General features: G+C 71.1%; 15 protein-coding genes. 8 read left to right on the top strand and 7 right to left on the bottom strand.

The annotated features are described in order from the left end of the window. Positions 1-36: 36 nt before the first annotated feature. The gene (locus tag FHR37_RS25160) at positions 37-1,086 is read left to right on the top strand and encodes a pentapeptide repeat-containing protein (protein ID WP_092885786.1); all 1,050 of its coding nucleotides are present in this window, start codon (positions 37-39) and stop codon (positions 1,084-1,086) included. Here FHR37_RS25160 and FHR37_RS25155 read toward each other — a convergent pair. Next, complete coding sequence (locus FHR37_RS25155; RefSeq protein ID WP_092885784.1) at positions 1,058-1,585, bottom strand: hypothetical protein; 528 nt, start codon at positions 1,583-1,585, stop codon at positions 1,058-1,060. The genes FHR37_RS25160 and FHR37_RS25155 overlap by 29 nt on opposite strands. Positions 1,586-1,588: 3 nt before the next feature. Continuing rightward, complete coding sequence (locus FHR37_RS25150; RefSeq protein WP_092885782.1) at positions 1,589-2,815, bottom strand: MFS transporter; 1,227 nt, start codon at positions 2,813-2,815, stop codon at positions 1,589-1,591. A gap of 166 nt (positions 2,816-2,981) precedes the next feature. Between FHR37_RS25150 and asnB the strand changes: the two genes are divergently transcribed. Beyond that, positions 2,982-4,892: an asparagine synthase (glutamine-hydrolyzing) gene (gene asnB / locus FHR37_RS25145; protein WP_237768952.1), complete on the top strand. Its 1,911-nt coding sequence runs from the start codon at positions 2,982-2,984 to the stop codon at positions 4,890-4,892. Between the two features lie 69 nt (positions 4,893-4,961). Here asnB and FHR37_RS25140 read toward each other — a convergent pair whose 3' ends face one another. Continuing rightward, complete coding sequence (locus tag FHR37_RS25140; protein ID WP_202818236.1) at positions 4,962-5,531, bottom strand: GNAT family N-acetyltransferase; 570 nt, start codon at positions 5,529-5,531, stop codon at positions 4,962-4,964. A 107-nt stretch (positions 5,532-5,638) separates the two neighbouring features. Between FHR37_RS25140 and FHR37_RS25135 the strand changes: the two genes are divergently transcribed. The 3 genes from FHR37_RS25135 (at position 5,639) to FHR37_RS25125 (ending at position 9,266) form a co-directional block, all read left to right on the top strand. Continuing rightward, a complete protein-coding gene (locus FHR37_RS25135) occupies positions 5,639-6,682 on the top strand; it encodes a serine hydrolase domain-containing protein (protein WP_092885780.1) in 1,044 nt (347 codons plus the stop codon). Between the two features lie 200 nt (positions 6,683-6,882). Next, positions 6,883-7,950: a YihY/virulence factor BrkB family protein gene (locus FHR37_RS25130; RefSeq protein ID WP_202818235.1), complete on the top strand. Its 1,068-nt coding sequence runs from the start codon at positions 6,883-6,885 to the stop codon at positions 7,948-7,950. A 152-nt stretch (positions 7,951-8,102) separates the two neighbouring features. Then, positions 8,103-9,266 (top strand): mechanosensitive ion channel family protein, encoded by a 1,164-nt coding sequence (locus tag FHR37_RS25125; protein WP_092885778.1) that lies wholly within the window; start codon positions 8,103-8,105, stop codon positions 9,264-9,266. Here the strand turns inward: FHR37_RS25125 and FHR37_RS25120 are convergent. The 3 genes from FHR37_RS25120 to FHR37_RS25110 all read right to left on the bottom strand — a co-directional run bounded on the left by FHR37_RS25120 (position 9,207) and on the right by FHR37_RS25110 (position 13,087). Beyond that, positions 9,207-10,115 carry an aminoglycoside phosphotransferase family protein gene (locus FHR37_RS25120; RefSeq protein WP_237768951.1) on the bottom strand — a complete coding sequence of 303 codons (909 nt, stop codon included), beginning with the start codon at positions 10,113-10,115 and terminating at the stop codon, positions 9,207-9,209. The genes FHR37_RS25125 and FHR37_RS25120 overlap by 60 nt on opposite strands. A 146-nt stretch (positions 10,116-10,261) precedes the next feature. Continuing rightward, positions 10,262-12,448 (bottom strand): DUF222 domain-containing protein, encoded by a 2,187-nt coding sequence (locus FHR37_RS25115; protein ID WP_179771024.1) that lies wholly within the window; start codon positions 12,446-12,448, stop codon positions 10,262-10,264. Positions 12,449-12,565: 117 nt separating this feature from the next. After that, the gene (locus FHR37_RS25110) at positions 12,566-13,087 is read right to left on the bottom strand and encodes a DinB family protein (protein ID WP_092885774.1); all 522 of its coding nucleotides are present in this window, start codon (positions 13,085-13,087) and stop codon (positions 12,566-12,568) included. A gap of 162 nt (positions 13,088-13,249) precedes the next feature. Between FHR37_RS25110 and FHR37_RS25105 the strand changes: the two genes are divergently transcribed. The 3 genes from FHR37_RS25105 to recQ all read left to right on the top strand — a co-directional run bounded on the left by FHR37_RS25105 (position 13,250) and on the right by recQ (position 16,627). Beyond that, the gene (locus tag FHR37_RS25105) at positions 13,250-13,639 is read left to right on the top strand and encodes a hypothetical protein (RefSeq protein ID WP_092885772.1); all 390 of its coding nucleotides are present in this window, start codon (positions 13,250-13,252) and stop codon (positions 13,637-13,639) included. A gap of 167 nt (positions 13,640-13,806) precedes the next feature. Next, positions 13,807-14,778, top strand: coding sequence for an MBL fold metallo-hydrolase (locus FHR37_RS25100; RefSeq protein WP_202818234.1), 972 nt, complete (start codon positions 13,807-13,809; stop codon positions 14,776-14,778). 10 nt (positions 14,779-14,788) lie between these two features. Next, complete coding sequence (recQ, locus tag FHR37_RS25095; protein WP_092885770.1) at positions 14,789-16,627, top strand: DNA helicase RecQ; 1,839 nt, start codon at positions 14,789-14,791, stop codon at positions 16,625-16,627. 33 nt (positions 16,628-16,660) lie between these two features. Here recQ and FHR37_RS25090 read toward each other — a convergent pair whose 3' ends face one another. Beyond that, positions 16,661-18,031: a serine hydrolase gene (locus FHR37_RS25090; protein WP_175542652.1), complete on the bottom strand. Its 1,371-nt coding sequence runs from the start codon at positions 18,029-18,031 to the stop codon at positions 16,661-16,663. Positions 18,032-18,143: the final 112 nt, after the last annotated feature.

Raw genomic sequence — 18,143 nt, 5'->3', positions numbered from 1 at the left:
CGGGCCGGCGCCCAGGGCGTGTCCTAGCCTGGCCGGGTGGAGGATCCTCGCCACGAACTCCGGGCCGACTGTGCGCGGTGTTTCGCCCTGTGCTGTGTCGTTCCCGCGTTCGCGGCGTCGGCGGACTTCGCGATCGACAAGCCCGCCCGCACGCCCTGCCCCAACCTGGAGCAGGACTTCCGCTGTGGCATCCACGACCAGCTTCGCCCTCGCGGGTTCCCGGGCTGTACGGCGTTCGACTGCCTCGGCGCGGGTCAGCAGGTCGCACAGGTGACCTTCGAGGGCCGCGACTGGCGCGCGCATCCGGAGACCGCGCAGCCGATGTTCGACGCGTTCGTGGTGATGCGGCAGTTGTACGAGTTCCGCTGGTATCTCACCGAGGCGCTCGCGCTGACCGAGAAGCTTGCGCTGACCGAGGCGTCGGGGGCGCCGGGCGAGCCCGGGGAGACGGTCGGGCCCGGACCCTCTGGGGTGCCGGGGCCGGCCGCTGCCCGCGCACTGCGCGAGGAGCTCATCGAGGTGCACGACCGGACCGAACGCCACACCCGCGCCGACGTCGGCACCCTGCGTCAACTCGACCTTGACGCCCATCGGTCGGCCGTCAACCCGCTCCTGCGGCGGACCAGTGAGCTCGTCCGGGCGCAGTCGCCGGGGCCCGTGCGCGGTGCAGGTGGGGCGCGTCCTGCAGGAGGCCAGGGGCGAGAACAGCAACGAGGGCAGGGGCGAGGGCAGGGGCGAGGCAGGCGGGCGCGTTCCGGTGGGGCAGGGCGTACGGACAGAAACCGGTGGCGTGGCGACCTGCGTGGGGCCGAACTCCCCGGAGCGGACCTGCTGGGTGCGAACCTGCGCGAGGCCGACCTGCGCGGCGCGGACCTGCGCGGTGGCTACCTCATCGGCGCCGACCTGCGCGGGGCGAACCTCGCCCGGGCGGACCTGATCGGCGCCGACCTGCGCGCGGCCGACCTGCGCGGCGCCCACCTGCGAGAGGCGTTGTTCCTCACCCGCACCCAGCTCGCGGCGGCCATCGGCGACAGCGAAACCGAGGTGCCGCCGTGGTTCACTCCGCCCGCTCACTGGCTGGGCTGACCGCGGCCTCGGGTGCGCCGGATCCAGCTGACGCGCCGGACGCGCTGGTTGCGCCGGTTGCGGCGGCCGTACGGCGCCGGCGTGCGTACGCGAACGGAACGGCCGCCAGCAACGCGACCGAGACCACCGCGAGCACGGCCATCAGCGGGTTGAACCAGAACGGGACGATCTCCTGGCCTCGGCACACCGTGCTGAGCGGCAGCAGGTCGGAGGACTCAGGGAAGGCCCGCGCCCCCATGGTGAAGTAGCACGTCTTGTCGGGGAAGAGTCCCGGCGAGTACTTCAGCGCGCCCAAGGCGTACGCCTCGACCGTTCCCACCGACACCAGCACCGCGAGCCAGCCCAGCGAGGAGACCGAGCCGAGGCCCCGGCGGTCGCCGGCACGACCGCGGAGCAGCCGTACGACCCGGGTGGCCAGCACCACCGCGGCGACCAGGCACACGGCGGGCCCGCCCACCGTCAGCGCCAGCAGGACGACCAGAATCAACGCCGCGAGCACGCCTCACCCTCCCGCCGGTGCGCCGGCTCCGGGCGCACCGACGGGCGGCGTTCCCGTCCCGCGCCGGGTACCGGACCAGGCGACGGCGGTCGCCACCACGCCCGCGGACAGCGACACGAAGAACCCGGCGCTCGCCCCGTGGCCGTCGATCACCCGCCCGGCGATCGCGCTGCCGAGTGCGATCCCGCCGACCAGGGCACTCGTCGACCAGGCGATGCCCTCACTGAGCCGGCTGACGGGAACGGTCTCCTCGACCCGCGCCACGCTGGCGATCATCGTCGGCGAGATCGTCAGCCCGGTGAAGAACACGATCGGCGCCAGCAACCCGAGATGGGAGACGAACGGCAACGGCAGCATCGCCACCGTGATGGCCGCCGCCCCGATCCGGAACCGTGTCAACGGCGGCTTGCGCAGGGTCCGGCTGCCGAGGACCGCCGCGGAGAGCATCGAACCCGTCGCGGTGATGCCGAGCAGGACACCGGACCACGCCCGGGCGTCGGCCTGGGTGGCGAGAGCGATGACGGAGATGTCGAACGCGCCGAAGAGGGTGCCGATCCCCACGCTCGCGCCGACCACCGGGAACAGCGCCGGCCAGCCCATCGGCGCCGCTGCCGTACCGCTTCCGCCGCGACCGTGCGCGGGTGGCTCGGTGTCGCGGAGCGCGGCCAGCAGCAGGGTGCCGACCAGGCCGCAGGCGAGGGCGACCAGGAGGCCGGCGTTCGGGCTGATCCCGGTGGCGAGGAACGTCACCACCGGCGGCCCGACCATGAACAGCAGTTCGTCGGCCACCGCCTCCAGCGCGAACGCGGTCTGCAGCTTCGGCCCCCGTCCCAGCAGATGGCTCCACCGCGCCCGGACGTACGAACCGATCGACGGCGAGACCGCCCCGGCCACCCCGGCCAGCACGACCGGCACCACGAGCGGCGCGTCCACCTCGACCGCGACCACCAGCCCGCCCAGCGCGGCCGCGTTCAGCCCGGCGATCGCGGGCAGGGTCCGGTGCTGGCCGTGCCGGTCGACGAGCCGGGCCTGCATCGGTGAGCAGACGGCCCGGCAGACGACGAAGACCGCGGACACCACCCCGGCCAGGCCGTACGAACCGGTCTTCGCCGAGACCAGGATGACCAGACCCAGCGACACCATCGAGATCGGCAGCCGGGCGAGCAGTCCGCTGGCCGAGAACCTCAGGGCGCCGGGTAGGCGCAGCAGACCGCGATAGGGGGCGAACACACCCCCGACACTAGGTCGTCGTTCGCGCGGAGCGTTCCCAGGTTGGCGACCTATGTTGGACGGTGGTGCGGTGGTGGCGCGCCACGGTGACGGCGGGGGCCAGGTCACGACATGCCGGGCTCCCGGAGCTGCCCCGGCTGGTGCGAGCCGGCCCGGAGCGAAGGGGATGAACGCCCGCATGTGTGGCATCACCGGCTGGGTGGACTTCGAGCACGACCTGAACCACGAGCGGGCGGTGCTGGCCGCGATGACCGCGACCATGGCCTGCCGGGGACCCGACGACGAGGGAATGTGGACCGGCGCGCACGTCGCGCTCGGGCACCGCCGGCTCTCGGTGATCGACCTCGAGGGCGGGCGGCAGCCGATGGCGGCGGAGGATCCCGGGACGTCCGGCGCCGCGACGCCGGAGCGCGGAGAGTCGAGCCCCGGGACGCCGGCGGCCATCCTCACCTACAGCGGCGAGGTCTACAACTTCCGTGAGCTGCGCGAGGAGCTGGCCGCGGCCGGGCACCGCTTCCGTACCCGCAGCGACACCGAGGTGGTGCTGCACGCCTACCTCGAGTGGGGCGAGGACCTCGCCGCCCACCTCAACGGCATGTACGCGTTCGCGGTCTGGGACACCCGGGCCGAGTGTCTGCTGCTGGTACGCGACCGGATGGGCGTCAAGCCGCTGCACTACTACCCGACTCCACACGGCGTGCTGTTCGGTTCGGAGCCGAAGGCGATCCTCGCCAACCCGGCCGCGCGGCGGGTGCTGGACGCGGACGGCATGCGGGAGTTGCTGTCGTTCGTGAAGACGCCCGAGCGCGCGGTGTTCGCCGGGATGTACGAGGTACGCCCGGGCTCGGTGGTCCGGATCGACCGGGCCGGCCTGCGCACGCGGCGCTACTGGCAGCTCGAGGCGTGGGACCACCCCGACGACCTGGACACCACCGTCGCGACCGTCCGGGAGCTGCTGGACGACATCGTCACCCGCCAGCTCATCTCCGACGTACCGCTGTGCACCCTGCTGTCCGGCGGGCTGGACTCCTCGGTGATCACCGCGCTGGCGGCGAAGGGCCTGGCCGAGCGAGGCGCCGGGCCGGTCCGGTCGTTCGCGGTCGATTTCGCCGGGCAGACCGAGCGGTTCGAGGCGGACCTCATGCGGGACACCCCGGACACGCCGTACGTGCACGAGCTCGCCAAGCACGTGGCCGCCGACCACAGCGACATCGTGCTGGACACCCGGGACCTGATGGACGCCGACGTCCGGTCGGCCGTACTGCGGGCGAACGACGCGCCCAACGGCATGGGCGACATGTTCACCTCGCTCTACCTGCTGTTCGCGGCGATCCGCGAGCACTCGACGGTGGCGCTGTCCGGTGAGTCGGCCGACGAGGTGTTCGGCGGCTACCTGTGGTTCCACGAACCCGAGGCGGTGCACGCGGACACGTTCCCCTGGCTGGCGATGTTCGGGCGCGCGGGCGGGGAACGGCTGGGAGTGCTCGACCCCGGCCTGACCAGGGCCCTGGACCTGCCCGGCTACCAGGCGGACTCCTACCGCCAGGCGGTGGCCGAGGTGCCGCGGCTGCCCGGCGAGGAGGGGCTCGAACGCCGGATGCGGGAGGTCAGCTACTTCCACCTCACTCGGTTCGTGCAGTACCTCCTGGACCGCAAGGACCGGATGAGCATGGCCAGCGGCCTGGAGGTGCGGGTGCCGTTCTGCGACCACCGGCTGGTCGAGTACGTCTTCAACGCGCCGTGGGCGATGAAGACGTACGACGGGCGGGAGAAGAGCCTGCTGCGGGCGGCCACCGTCGACCTGCTGCCGGAGTCGATCTCCGCCCGGCGCAAGAGCCCGTACCCCTCGACCCAGGACCCGGCCTACGAGCAGGCCCTGCGCGAGGAGTTCGGCAGACTGCTCGCCCGGCCGGACGCGCCGGTCCTGCCGCTGATCGACCGGAAGCAGGCCGGCGACATCCTCACCGAGTCGGTCGGGTCGGTGAGCTCGGAGTTCACCCGGCGGGCGGTCGAGCTGGTGCTGGGCCTGGACCGGTGGCTGGAGGAGTACGAGGTCGAGCTCGACCTGCCCGGCTGAGGCCGCCCGCTGAGGTCGGCCGCTGAGGCCGGCCGCTGAGTTCGCCCGGCTGAGGTGCTCCGCCGGCGGTCAGGCGGGTGCTGCGTAACAGTGGATGGTGACCGCCTGACCGGCTCCCCACACCTGCTCGGCGCTCCCCAGCGGGGTCCAGCCCAGCCGCTCGTAGAGCGCGACCGCGGACCGGTCGGAGTCGACCACGTCGAGGACCGGACGCAGGCCGTGTGCCCGGGCGTACTCGACCGCGCCGGTCAGGAGGCGTGCCCCGACGCCCCGGCCCCGCGCCGCCGGGTCGACGGCCAACCGGCCGAGGACGACGGGCCGCGGGTCCCTCTCGTCCGGGCCGGCTTCCCGCGCGCGGAGCAGGTCCGGAGCCACGTCCCCGGGACCGCACCGTGCCAGCGCGACGTGCCCCACGATGTGGTCCTCGCCCCGGTCGTCCAGGAGTGCGACCCAGGCCGCGAGGGGAGCCGAGCCGACCAGCCAGTCGACCGGCCGCTCGGGCCAGATCAGCGGGTAGCCGTCGCGTCCGTGCACCTCGGCGAGCAGGCGTACGCAGTCGGCCAGGTCGGCGTCCTCGCGTGGGCGTACCCGAACCAGTCCGTCGGCGTCGGTGTCGTGGCGCGTCACGGTGTCGTTCACGTGCCCATCCAAACACCGCGGTGTCCGGCGCCGGCCGGTCCCTCGGATCGTCAGGACTCGAACCCGCGAACGTGCCATCATGCGGCTCTCACCGATCTTGTGGGGGCATGATGGCCGACCTCGACGACTTCAACCGCGACTCCTCCGGCGAGTCCGGCGACTTCCTGCCATCCGCTGTCGAGGACCACCTGCGCGCACGGATGAAGCAGCACCACATCCCGGCCCTCGGGCTGGCCGTCGTCCGTGGCGGCAGGCCGCTGGCCAGGGCGTACGGCACCGCCAACCTGGAGTGGGACGCCCCCGCGACGACCGGTACGGCGTTCCAGCTCGCGTCGGTGACGAAGCTGCTGACCGCCACCCTGCTGATGCTGGTGGTCGAGGACGGGACGCTGCGCCTGGACGCCCCGGTGGGGGAGTACCTCCCCGACGCGCCGCCGAGCTGGGACCAGGTCACCGTACGCCGGCTCACGTCCCACACCTCGGGCCTCAGTGACGACGTGGGCAGTCCCGCGTCGGTGGAGGAGGCGGCAAGGGCGGCGTTCGAGCGGCCGCTGGAGTACGAGCCGGGCACGCAGGTGCGGTACGGCCTGTCGGACTACGTCGTCCTGGCGTACCTCCTGCAGTCGGTGACCGGGCGGGCCTTCCCCGACCTGCTGCGCGAGCGCCTCACCGACCCCCTGGGAATGACCTCCACCCGGTTCGACCACGCGGCTGACGACGGGACGGCCCGGGTCAGCGACGTCCTGCCCCGGCGCGCGACCATCTACGACGTACGCGACGACCGGCGGCAGGTGTACGCGTTCCTCTTCCCCGCCTGGACCTACGCGGCCGGTGGGCTCTACTCCTCGGCCGCCGACCTCGCCACCTGGGCCGCGGCACTTCGGGGCGGTGACCTGCTCTCCCCGGCCTCTGTGCGGGAGATGTGGACGCCGGAGCGACTACGGGATGGGTCGGCGGGCCCGTTCGGGGTCGGCTGGATCGTCGACCAGCGGCACGGGAGCCCGGCGGTCGGTCACAGCGGTGGTCCCGCGCTGGCGGACGTGATGCACCTGGTCGACGACGACCTGACGGTGGCGGTGCTGACCAACCAACAGAACCTCCGCCCGTACCTCGCCGGCGAGGTCGCCGACCTGCTGCGGACGGCCGGCTGAGAGTCTGTCCCGTCCCGAGGGCATTCCCGGCCTGAGGACCTGTTCCGTCCCGAGAGCAGATACGCCTGAGGCAACGTCGTACGGTTTCGGCCCGCTGCGTCGGGTAGCCGTTCCCCATACAGTCGTCTCAGCTACGACCGTCCAGCACGACCAGTCCGGCACGACCAGTCCGGTACGACCGTTCAGCCGAAGGATGAGGGATGACGACACACGCTGGTGGCAACGGCGCGTCCAACCAGGACGCGCCTCCGGCGGACGCGGAGGAGAAGCCCGACAGTCCACTCGACCTGGCGCCGCCGACCCGGAAGTTCATCCTCAAGAACACCGTCCGTGAGTTCCTCGACGACGAGTGCACCGACCTCGCGGCGGGGCTGACGTACTACGCCGTTCTGTCCCTGTTCCCCGCCATCCTGGCCCTGGTGTCCGTGCTCGGCCTGGTCGGGCAGAGCAAGCAGACCACCTCGATGCTGATGGACATCCTGCGTGGCCTCGGCGCCGACCAGGCGGTCAGCACCATCCAGCCCGTGGTGGAGCAGCTGACCCGTAGCCAGTCGGCGGGACTCACGCTGATCATCGGCCTGGCGGTGGCGTTCTGGTCCGCGTCGGGTTACATCAACGCCTTCAGCCGGGCGATGAACCGCGTGTACGAGGTCGAGGAGGGCCGGCCGATCTGGAAGCTGCGCCCGGTGATGCTCGGTATCACCGCGCTGGTGCTCGTCCTGGTGGCGATCACCGCGATCGGCCTGGTGATCAGCGGGCCGCTGGCGAAGACGATCGGTGGGGTGATCGGCCTCAGTGACGTCGCGGTCACCGTGTGGGGCATCGCCAAGTGGCCGGTGATGCTGTTCATCGTCATCTTCATCGTCGCAGTCCTCTACCACCTCACCCCCAACGTCAAGCAGCCGAAGTTCCGCTGGCTGAGCATCGGCGCCGTCGTCGCCATCCTCACCTGGGTGGTCGTCTCGGTGGCGTTCGGCTTCTACGTCGCCAACTTCAGCAACTACAACAAGACCTACGGTTCGCTCGGGGGCGTCATCGTCTTCCTGCTGTGGATCTGGCTCACCAACCTGGCGCTGCTGTTCGGCGCCGAACTGGACGCGGAGATGGAACGCGGCCGGCAATTGCAGGCCGGGATCCCCGCCGAGGAGTCGATCCAGCTGCCGCCCCGCGACACCACCAAGATCGACAAGGACGCGAAGAAGGAGGAGAAGGCCCTCGTCGAGGCCCGCGAACTGCGCGAGGAGGCTGCCCGGTCGGACGAGACGTGACCGCCCGGCGAGACGGGGGCGCTCGGCGAGACGTGACCGGTTGACGGCACACCGTCAGGTCGACGGCGACTTCCGACCGGGTGGTGCGGACGCCGAGGTCCGGATGAGACCGTGAGGACGACCGCGCCCACGAGGAGGATCGCCGAGGTTTCATGCAGGTAGTCACCGCCGTCAGTACCGCTGTGCCCGACCCGATGCACACCCTCCTCGTCCTGGGCTGTACCGCGGCGGCGGCGCTGGTGGTGACCCTGCTCACCGGCAGGATCACCGCCCGTCTCGCCCGATCGGAGAGCCGGCCGTTCTGGGGACGGCTGCGAAAGCGCTGTCACCGGCCGTGGACGGTGACGCTGCTGTCGGTGGCGTTGCTTGCCGCCCAGCCGAGCGCGGGCCTGCATGGTGAGCTGGCGAACGGCGTACGCCACCTGCTGGTGGTCCTCACCATCGCCGCCGTCTCCTGGCTGGTCACCGCGGTGCTCTTCCTCGCCGAGGACGCCGCCCTGCGGCACATCCGGGTCGACGTGACCGACAACCGACGGGCCCGGAAGGTGCAGACGCAGCTGACCGCCCTGCGCCGGCTGACCGCGGTGCTGGTCACGCTGGTGGCCGCGTCCGCCATCTTCATGACGTTCGACGCGTTGCGCACCTACGGAGCGTCGATTCTGGCGTCTGCCGGGGTCGCCGGTGTGATCGCCGGTCTGGCCGCCCAGACGACTCTGGCGAACGTGTTCGCCGGCCTGCAGCTGGTGTTCACCGACGCGCTGCGGATCGACGACGTGGTGGTGGTCGAGGAGGAGTGGGGCCGGGTCGAGGAGCTCACCCTCACCTACGTCGTGGTCAACCTGTGGGACGAGCGGCGGCTGGTGTTGCCGGCGACGTACTTCACCACCACGCCGTTCCAGAACTGGACCCGCTCGGAGTCCCGCGTCATCGGCGCCGTCGTCCTCTACCTCGACCACAGCACGCCGGTCTCCGAACTCCGCGCGGAGGCCCGGCGGATCATCGAGAAGAACCCGCTGTGGGACCGGCGCGAGTGGACCCTGCAGGTCGTCGACACGACCGAACACTCGATCGTCGTCCGGGTGCTGGCCTCGGCGGCGGACTCCGCGTCGGCGTGGGATCTGCGCTGTGACGTACGCGAGCACCTGCTCGGGTGGCTGCGGGACAACCACCCGGGCTCGCTGCCCCGGCTGCGGACCGAGCGGGCCGGGGGTCCCGGCGGCCCTGGCGACTCGGGCGGCCCTGGCGGCCTTGGCGACTCAGGCCAGATCGTGGTCGGTGAGGACCTCTTCGACCACGCGCAGGTTGCCCGCCGCTAGCGGCCGATCCTGGCGGACGTCGTCGGCCAGGCCGAGCAGCGCCTTCCACAGCGCCCACCCGCGGGCGCGGGCCCAGGTGCCGGCGTCTTGTCCGACCGTACGGCGGAAGGCTTCCCGGCTCGGTCCGGCGAACATCGTCCACGCGATCACCAGGTCGCAGGAGGGGTCGCCGACGCCGCAGGTGCCGAAGTCGAGCACGGCGGCCAGCTTCCCGTCCCGTACGAGCAGGTTGCCGTGCGCGACGTCGCCGTGGAACCACACCGGCTCGCCTCGCCACTCGGCGGCGAGCGCCGCGTCCCAGACGGCGGCGGCCCGGTCGGTGTCGAGGTGGCCCGCCAACGTGCGCAGACAGTTCCGCGTCTCGTCGTCGTAGTACGCGGGCGGGGCGCCGCGGTGGAAGCTGTGCGCTCCGGCCGCCGGGCCGTCCGTGGCGTCGACGCGCTGCAGGGCCAGCAGGAACTCCGCCAGCGACTCCGCGAACGCCGGCAGGTCGGCGATCCGGTCCGGTCGGGCGGTGTCGCCGTCCAGCCAGCGCCGGACCGACCAGGGGTGCGGGTAGCCCTCGCCCGGCTCGCCCAGCGCGACCGACACCGGGATGGGTACGGGCAGATGCGGGGCGAGCACCGACAGCCAGCGGTGCTCCTTCTCCACCGCCGGGACGTATCCCGGCGCCGTGGGCAGGCGGACGGTCAACTCCTCGCCCAGGCGGTAGGTGCGGTTGTCCCAGCCGTCGACCTCGACCGGTGTCACCGGAAGATCACTCCACTGCGGGAACTGCGCGGCGAGCAGCCGCTTCACCAGGTCCGCGTCGATGCCGGCACGTCCGTCGAGATGTGGGTCCGAAATCACGCGCGAAGTGTTCCAGCCGCCGTCGCCTGCGGCAAACGCATTTGCCGTACAGGAGTCAGCCGGTGCCGCTGTCGACGAAGAACTGTTCGGGGCGGGTCGGGCCGGGATCGGGCCGGCCATCGACTGCCGGCCCGCGTCGACAGACGTCATGGCCGTTGCACTTTCTGGTGGACGTCCACCCATTCGGGCGGGATGTATTCGGGGTGGCCGTGGCTGCCCATGCGCACTTGCCAGCCCTTGTGGTGAACGAAGGTGTGATGGGTTCTGCAGAGCAGGACTCCGTTGTCGAGGTCGGTCGGCCCGAGGTCGTCCCAGGCAGTCATGTGGTGGGCGACGCAGCGTCGTTCTGGCACTTGGCATTCGGGGAAGTGGCAGTGGGAGCCGTCGCGGACGGCGAGTGCGCGGCGCTGGGCTTCGGTGAAGAACCTGTCAGCCATCCCCACGTCGAGCACCTCGCCGTTGCCGCTGAGGACGACGGGGATGATGTTCGCGTCGCACGCCATCCGCCGGATCGTGGCGACCGAGACCGGCTCCCCGCGCAGGCCGGTGATGCGGGCCGATCCGCCGCCACCACATTTCTGGCACCCGTCGTAGGGGTCGAGGGCAGCCTCGGGCACCGCCGCACCCTCTTCGGGTTCGGCGTCGTCTTCCACTCCGAGGTTCCAGTCCTCGGCTCCCGTATGTGGTTCCGGATTCCCGTTGTGTGGTTCGGGTTCCGGGTCGTGCCCGGGTCCGGATTCCGGTTGGGTTCCGGTGGCGGTGTTCGGTTGTGGGTGGTGTCCGGGTTCTCGCGGTGCGGGTATCCGCTCCGCAGCCCCGGCCGTCGGGTCCGGCTGGTCGGCTGGTGTTTTCTCGTTGTCTGGTTGATCTTTCTGGGCAGCCGCTGTGGTCTCGGCGGCAGTGGGACCCGCCTCCGGAGCCTCGGTACCGGTCGGCACCGCACTCTCGTCGAGGTCACTCGTCGCGTCCGAGTCGCCGTTGCCGACCGGGTTACCGGACTGAACGGGGTCGCTCGTGTCGTCGGGGTCGGTGACTCCTTGGTCTGGCCGGGCGTCGGGCCCGGTGTCGTCGGCGTCCTCGCTGGCCCTGGTGTCTGCACCGGGTTCACCGTTGCTGTTGGGCTCGGTCGCCTCAGACGTGGCCGTCTCGGTGCTGCCGGGATTCTCACCCGGCTTGGTGTTCTCGGCCTTGTCGGGCGTGGCGCTCTGGCCATCGCCGGCACTCTGCCCGGGTTCGGCGTCTGTCGTGCCGCCGCGACTCGTGCCCGGCCCGGACTCGCCGGACTCGCCGGACTCGCCGGACTCGGAGCTCTTGCTGCGCTGGGCGTTCGTGCGGGCTTTCCGCTTGGCATTCTGGCGCTGGGCTTGGCGTTTGGCGTCGGGGGTTTGGCATCCGCATGGCATGGGGCGGACGGGGTTGAGGTCGTCGATGGTGCCGAACCCGACGCCTGCCATGAGTTGCTGCAGGTGGATCAGGACGGTGACGCAGTCCCGTCCGCGGCCGCGGTTGGGGGAGGCTTCCCACTCGGCCATCGCGGCGACGAGTTCGGCGAACGCGTCCCCGCGGCGTTGGTCGAGGGGCCTATCGTCGGGTGCTTGGGCGTTGTCGCGGGCGATGAGCATCTCGATGATCTTGCGGAGTTGTTCCATCTCCAGCACCGGCAGCTTGATCACCACCGTCTCCGACCCCGGGATGCCGTTCGGGACGTATTTCAGGGACCGTGCACGCTGCGCGGCCTGTTCCTCATCGCCGAGTTCCTTACCGAGCCGTTTCTCCCACTCTTCGGGTGCGAGGTACTGCAGCAGCGCCCGCCCCAGCACCCGCACGTCGTCGGGGTTACGCCGCCGGGACTCCTCGATCAGGTACTCCTCGGCCTTCACCCGTTGTTCGAGGCTGATCCATTTGGGCAGGTCTTTGATGGCTCCTGCGATGACCTGGGCGTGCCGGAAGGAGACCTCCCCGCGTGCCATGGCGCGGGCGGTCAGGGTGATGGTGCGGTCCAGGTCGCGGGCGAGGTTGACGGTGGCGTAGGAGTCCTTCGTGCCCATCCGCTGCGTGGTCCACAGCCACGCCGCCGTCGTGGCCGCACCGGTGGTTTTGCCGATGTCGCAGGCTTCTGCCTGACGGACCCACCCGAGCTTCAGCGCGTCGAACCGGGACTCCTCCACCGTCAGTTCGCCGATCAGCTCACCCAGGGCGCGGGCGTCGACGTAGGTGGTGGGGGTGGACAGGGCGTCGTCGAGTCCGGCGCGGAACATGCCGACCGCAGCCTTCAACCGGGCGACGGCGCCGTAGCCACCGCTGCCGGGAAGGTCCAGCGTCGTCGAATGCATGTTCGAACTCTACCGGCTGCCACCGACACCTAACCCGTTGTCCACAAGGGAAAGCCGATCCGCCACCTGTGGACAAAAAGCTGGCACTGGCCGAGCGACGCGGTCGCCCGTCACACGTCAGTCGCGAGCATCCGCGCTCGTACGGTCCCAGATCCGGCCGGTGGCCCAGGCGTACTCCCAGGCCTGGACGTCCGGCGGCTGGATGCCGAGCCCGGTCAGGACCGCGCAGACCTGCTCGCGGTGGTGGTTGGCGTGGTTGAGCGCCTGGGCGACGAAGATGCCGGCTCGGCACTCGCGCAGACCGTCGTCGATGACGACCGCACGTTCGACGTCGATCGGCCCGGCGAGCACGTCCTCCCAGACCCGCTCGGCATCGCCCGCCCAGTCGGCGATCGTCGCGAGGTCGACGCCGGTCAGGGGCTGGTCGACCCACTCCAGCTCACGCTGGGCCAGCCGGCGCACATAGCTGCCGTCGCAGATCACGATGTGGTGCAGCGTGGCGAGGATCCCGCCGAAGGTGCCCACCCCGTTCGCGTCGACCAGTTGCTCACGGGTGAGGTCCTGAGCCTGGCAGAAGGCGATCAGTTGCCGGGTCGCCCAGGCGTTGTGGCGTACCGCGTCGAACAGGATCTCGTTCATGGTTGCCCCTCGGGATGTGCGTAGGAGCGCGGCCGGCGGCCACACCCGAACCGTGCAGGGAGGCTACTTCGGCACCCGTTGCGTTCTCCTCCGGATTTCCACCTTGACCACGGGTCGGCCTGGGGCTACTGCTGATGGCGGACGACCGACAAGGAGGCCCTCATGGGGCTCGACGCGAACTACCCCGCCGTCACGATGAACAACCCGAACGGGCACGTGGCGGTCTACAACCAGGACCACGTGGTCATCGGCACGCTCGGCCCGACGCCCTACGAATCGCCCTCGGTCAATGTCACCTGCCGGCTGAAGAAGTGGGACGACGCGTACTGGTACCGCCTGCTGAACCCCGACGGGTGGCCCTTCCCCGCGACGAGTGCCTACGTCTCCGCCGACGAGACGCACGACCTCAACCCGGGGGTGCCCTACCCCATCCCCGAGTGCTCCGACGGCAGTTGCCTGTCCACCGCCACCCGGGTCGCGGGCCCCGCGCTGGCGGCGCTGGGCGCGGTCGGAGGCGCGATGTGGTGGCGGCGCCGGTCGCGGGGAAGCTGAAGCGCGAACGCCGCGTCAGGCAGGACGACGCCGGGTCCGCCGACGGGCCACGGATCTCCGTCCACGCCACCCGCGCCGTCCGCGCTGTCCACACCGGTCCGATACCCGGTGGCGGACCGGTCCCTTCTGTGGAGTACGAAAATCCTCGGTCGCGCTAGCGTGTGCTGGTGGCGAAGAGGATCGACTTCCTGGACGGCGCCCCCATCGAGGGCGCGCCCGAGCCGGCCTGGATCCACGGCGCGCTCTCCAACCGGCTGACCACCGATCCGTTGATCCAGGTGCACGCGCACGATCCGCACACATACGTACTGCGGCAGAGCAAGGCCACGAGCTACGAGGCGCCGTTCGTGTTCCTCCTCCTCGGCAACGAGCGAGCCCTGCTCCTCGACACCGGGGCCACCGCCGACCCGGAGAAGTTCCCACTCCGGGCGACCGTGGACGGCATCATCGACGACTGGCTGTCCGAGCATGCCGGGCACGCTCGGGACAGTTACGAACTGGTCGTCGCGCACACCCACGGACACGGCGACCACGTGGCCGGCGACCCGCAGTTCGCCGGCCGGCCGCACACCACCACGGTCGGAGTCGAGGTGGCGGCCGTACAGGCGTACTTCGGGTTCTCGGACTGGCCCGAGCAGATCGTGCGGTTCGACCTCGGCGGGCGGGTGCTGGAGATCACCGGCTGTCCGGGGCATCACGCCGCGTCGATCGCGGTCTACGACCGCTGGTCCGGTTTCCTGTTCACCGGGGACACGGTGTATCCCGGACGCCTGTACGTAAAGGACTTTCCGGCGTTCGTCGCCAGTCTCGACCGGCTGGTCGACCTCGCGGCGGAACGCCCGGTCACCCGGGTGCTCGGCTGTCACATCGAGATGACCCGTAGGCCCGGCCGCGACTATCCGGCCGGCTCCACCTACCAGCCGGACGAGCCTCCGCTGGCGATGACCGTGGCGCAGTTGACCGCCGTACGCGATGCCGCGCACGAGGTCGCCGACCGGCCGGGTGTGCACCGGCGGGACGACTTCATCATCTGGAACGGCGTCACCCTGCGTCCGCAGCTCGTCCAGGTGGCCCGGCTGTGCGCCGAGCGACTGCGCAACGGGATCCGCCACCGGTCGACCCGGTCGCCCACTCCGTAGACTTCGGCGGATGGACTCCCTCCCCGACGTGCAGACCGAATCGCCGCTGGCGGTGCTCCGGCGGGTCTTCGGCTACGACGCCTTCCGGGGCGAGCAGCGAGAGATCATCGAGCACGTCGTCGCCGGTGGGGACGCCCTCGTCCTGATGCCCACCGGCGGGGGCAAGTCCCTGTGCTACCAGATTCCGGCGCTGGTGCGGCCCGGTGTCGCCGTCGTCGTCTCGCCGTTGATCGCGTTGATGCAGGACCAGGTTGACGCGTTGACAGCGGTCGGGGCGCGGGCCGGGTTCCTCAACTCGACGCAGGACCTGGCCGAACGTCGCCGGGTCGAGGCAGCTTTCGTCGCCGGGGAGCTCGATCTCCTCTACCTGGCGCCCGAGGCGCTGGGCAGTCGGGCGACCGTCAACCTGCTCGACCGTGGCGCAATCGGGTTGTTCGCCATCGACGAGGCGCACTGCGTGGCGCAGTGGGGGCACGACTTCCGCCCCGACTACCTGGCGTTGTCCATGCTGCACGAGCGCTGGCCGGACGTACCCCGGATCGCCCTGACCGCCACCGCGACCTCCGCGACCGCCGCCGAGATCGCCACCCGGCTGGACCTGACGGCGGCCCGGCACTTCGTGGCCAGCTTCGACCGGCCCAACATCCAGTACCGCATCGTGCCGAAGCGGGAGCCGCGTAAGCAGTTGCTCGACCTGCTGCGCACCGAGCACCCCGGCGACGCCGGCATCGTGTACTGCCTGTCCCGGGCGTCGGTCGACAAGACCGCGGAGTTCCTGGTACACAACGGCATCACCGCGTTGCCCTACCACGCGGGCCTGGACGCGCCCACCCGAGCCGCCAACCAGCAGCGGTTCCTGCGCGAGGACGGTCTGGTGATGGTGGCCACCATCGCCTTCGGGATGGGCATCGACAAGCCCGACGTACGCTTCGTCGCCCACCTCGACCTGCCCAAGTCCGTCGAGGGCTACTACCAGGAGACCGGCCGCGCCGGCCGGGACGGGCTGCCGTCCACCGCCTGGCTGGCCTACGGCCTCCAGGACGTCGTCCAGCAGCGCAAGATGATCGAGTCCTCCGACGGCGATTCGGCCCGCCGGCGGGTACTCGCCGCCCACCTGGACGCCATGCTCGCTCTGTGCGAGACCGTCGACTGCCGCCGGGTCCAACTGCTGCGTTACTTCGGCCAGGACGGCTCGCCGTGCGGCAACTGCGACACCTGCCTCACTCCGCCGGAGTCCTGGGACGGCACCGTCCCGGCGCAGAAACTGCTGTCGACCGTCCTGCGGTTGGAACGCGAACGCAACCAGAAGTTCGGTGCCGGGCAATCCGTCGACATTCTGCTCGGCCGGCACACCGACAAGGTCAGGAAGTACGACCACGACTCGCTCACCGTGTTCGGCATCGGCGGCGAGCTGTCCGAGGCCGGATGGCGTGGCGTGGTGCGGCAACTGCTCGCCCAGGGACTGCTCGCGGTCGAGGGTGACTACGGCACGCTGGTGCTCACTCCGGGCAGCGCGGAGGTGCTGGGCCGCCGTCGTACGGTGATGATGCGCCGCGAGCCCGAGCGGCCGGCGTCCCCTTCCCGGGCGGCGAAGGCCCGGTCCGCCGGCGCCACGGCCGTCGAGTTGCCCGCCGACGCCGAGCCGGTGTTCGAGCGGCTCCGCGCCTGGCGGGCGGCCACCGCCAAGGAGCAGGGAGTCCCGGCGTACGTCGTGTTCCACGACGCGACGCTTCGGCAGATCGCCGCCGATCCGCCGACGACGCTGGACGGCCTGTCCCAGGTCAGCGGGGTGGGGGAGAACAAGCTGGCGAAGTACGGCGAGCAACTCCTCGCCGCCCTCGCCGGCTGACCGCCCCGCCGCCGCCGGGCTGCCCGTCCGGAGTCAGCCGACCTTAGGCAGCGCGCGCAGACCGAGGTGGGCGTACGTCGACCCGTCCTCCAGCGTCGAGAACGCCACCGGCGTCCAGGACCTCGCGTCCGGCTGCCTGGTGAGGAACAGGTCCTTCTCCACCGGCACCAGGGTGTATTCCTCCACCGGCTGGTCGACCACCTCCGCCAGTGCGCCGGTGGCGCTGACCCTGGCCACCAGGCCGCGGTCCTCGACGGTGAGCTCGACGTGGCGGCCGACGGCGGCGTACGTCCCGGCGTACGCGGTGAGGTCGAGCTCGACCGGCACGTCGGGCGGCGTCGGCCGCGGCGGCAGCGCGAGATCGCAGAACTCCGCGAGCAGCCCCTCGAACAGTTCGTGGTAGAGGTCCTCGGCCCGGCCGCCGTTGGTGAGCAGCGCGATCGCCACCCCGGCGTCCGGCACCACCCGCAGGAACGACGACTGCCCGATCGTCCCGCCGTCGTGGCCGAAAGCCCGGCGTCCGTTCCAGTCGTACAGCGCCCAGCCGAGGCCCCACCCGGCCGCGGTCGCGCCGCGGTGCAGGTGCACCGAGCGGGTGCGCATCGCCGCGACGGAGGAGTCGGTGAGCACCTCCCGGCCGTTCACGCCGAGACCGCCGTCCAGGTGCACCCTGGCCATGCCGACCACGTCCCGTGCCGTCGCGCACAGGGTGCTCCCCGCGGGCGCGGCAGAAGAGGGCAGCTGCCACCGGGCGACGAGGGTGGGCGGCTGGTCGCCGACGACGTCGTGGCCGTACGCCACCCTGAACCGCAACGCGTCCTCGGGCAGCGCGGTGGTCTCGTGCAGACCGGCGGGTTCGAGCAACCTGGTCCGCAGCGCCTCCCGCCAGGGCTGCCCGGTGAGGTGTTCGATGATCCGGCCGGCCAGGACGAAACCGGTGTTGCAGTACGACATCAGGGCGCCGACCGGGTGAACGAGCCCGAGGCCGGCGCAGGTGTCGACGTACTTCTCCACCGCGTCGTCGCCGCGGCCGGTGTCCTCGAAGTGGTCGCCCGGGATGCCGCTGGTGTGGGTGAGCAGATGGCGGACCGTGATCCTGCCGAGCGCGTCCGCGTCGGCCAGCCGCAGCTCGGGCAGCACGGTCACGATCGGCTGGTCGAGGTCGAGCAGGTGTTCGTCGACGAGCCGCATCACCAGGGTGGTCGTGAAGATCTTGGTGATCGAGCCGATCTGGAAGACCGAGTCCGGGGTCGCCGTCACGCCGGTCTCGACGTTCAGGATGCCGGACGCCGCGGTCGACACGTCACCGTCGGCGAGAACGGCGAGTGACGCCCCGGGAACACCGTGCCTGCGGACCAGTTCGTCCAGGCGTTGCTGCCACTCCACGAAACGTCTCCCGGGCATCGGGCACTCCATTCAGTCGGCAGATGAGCAAAGCGTAATAAACGGCAGGGACCACTTCAGCCGCTCAAACAACTCGAAACCCCGCTGTTGTACGAACGTGGTCACGGGGCGC

It is taken from the genome of Actinopolymorpha cephalotaxi (assembly GCF_013408535.1).
In the GTDB taxonomy this organism is placed as follows: Bacteria; Actinomycetota; Actinomycetes; order Propionibacteriales; family Actinopolymorphaceae; genus Actinopolymorpha; species Actinopolymorpha cephalotaxi.
The sequence above is the reverse complement of the archived record's forward strand: the minus strand, read 5'-3'. Positions and strand labels throughout refer to the sequence as shown.

Excerpts from the sequence above, each read along its gene's own strand:
- asnB (WP_237768952.1), top strand. The coding sequence starts at position 2,982 with ATGAACGCCCGCATGTGTGGCATCACCGGCTGGGTGGACTTCGAGCAC.
- FHR37_RS25135 (WP_092885780.1), top strand. The coding sequence starts at position 5,639 with ATGATGGCCGACCTCGACGACTTCAACCGCGACTCCTCCGGCGAGTCC.
- FHR37_RS25130 (WP_202818235.1), top strand. The coding sequence starts at position 6,883 with ATGACGACACACGCTGGTGGCAACGGCGCGTCCAACCAGGACGCGCCT.
- FHR37_RS25125 (WP_092885778.1), top strand. The coding sequence starts at position 8,103 with ATGCAGGTAGTCACCGCCGTCAGTACCGCTGTGCCCGACCCGATGCAC.
- FHR37_RS25115 (WP_179771024.1), bottom strand. The coding sequence starts at position 12,448 with ATGCATTCGACGACGCTGGACCTTCCCGGCAGCGGTGGCTACGGCGCC.
- FHR37_RS25110 (WP_092885774.1), bottom strand. The coding sequence starts at position 13,087 with ATGAACGAGATCCTGTTCGACGCGGTACGCCACAACGCCTGGGCGACC.
- FHR37_RS25105 (WP_092885772.1), top strand. The coding sequence starts at position 13,250 with ATGGGGCTCGACGCGAACTACCCCGCCGTCACGATGAACAACCCGAAC.
- recQ (WP_092885770.1), top strand. The coding sequence starts at position 14,789 with ATGGACTCCCTCCCCGACGTGCAGACCGAATCGCCGCTGGCGGTGCTC.
- FHR37_RS25090 (WP_175542652.1), bottom strand. The coding sequence starts at position 18,031 with ATGCCCGGGAGACGTTTCGTGGAGTGGCAGCAACGCCTGGACGAACTG.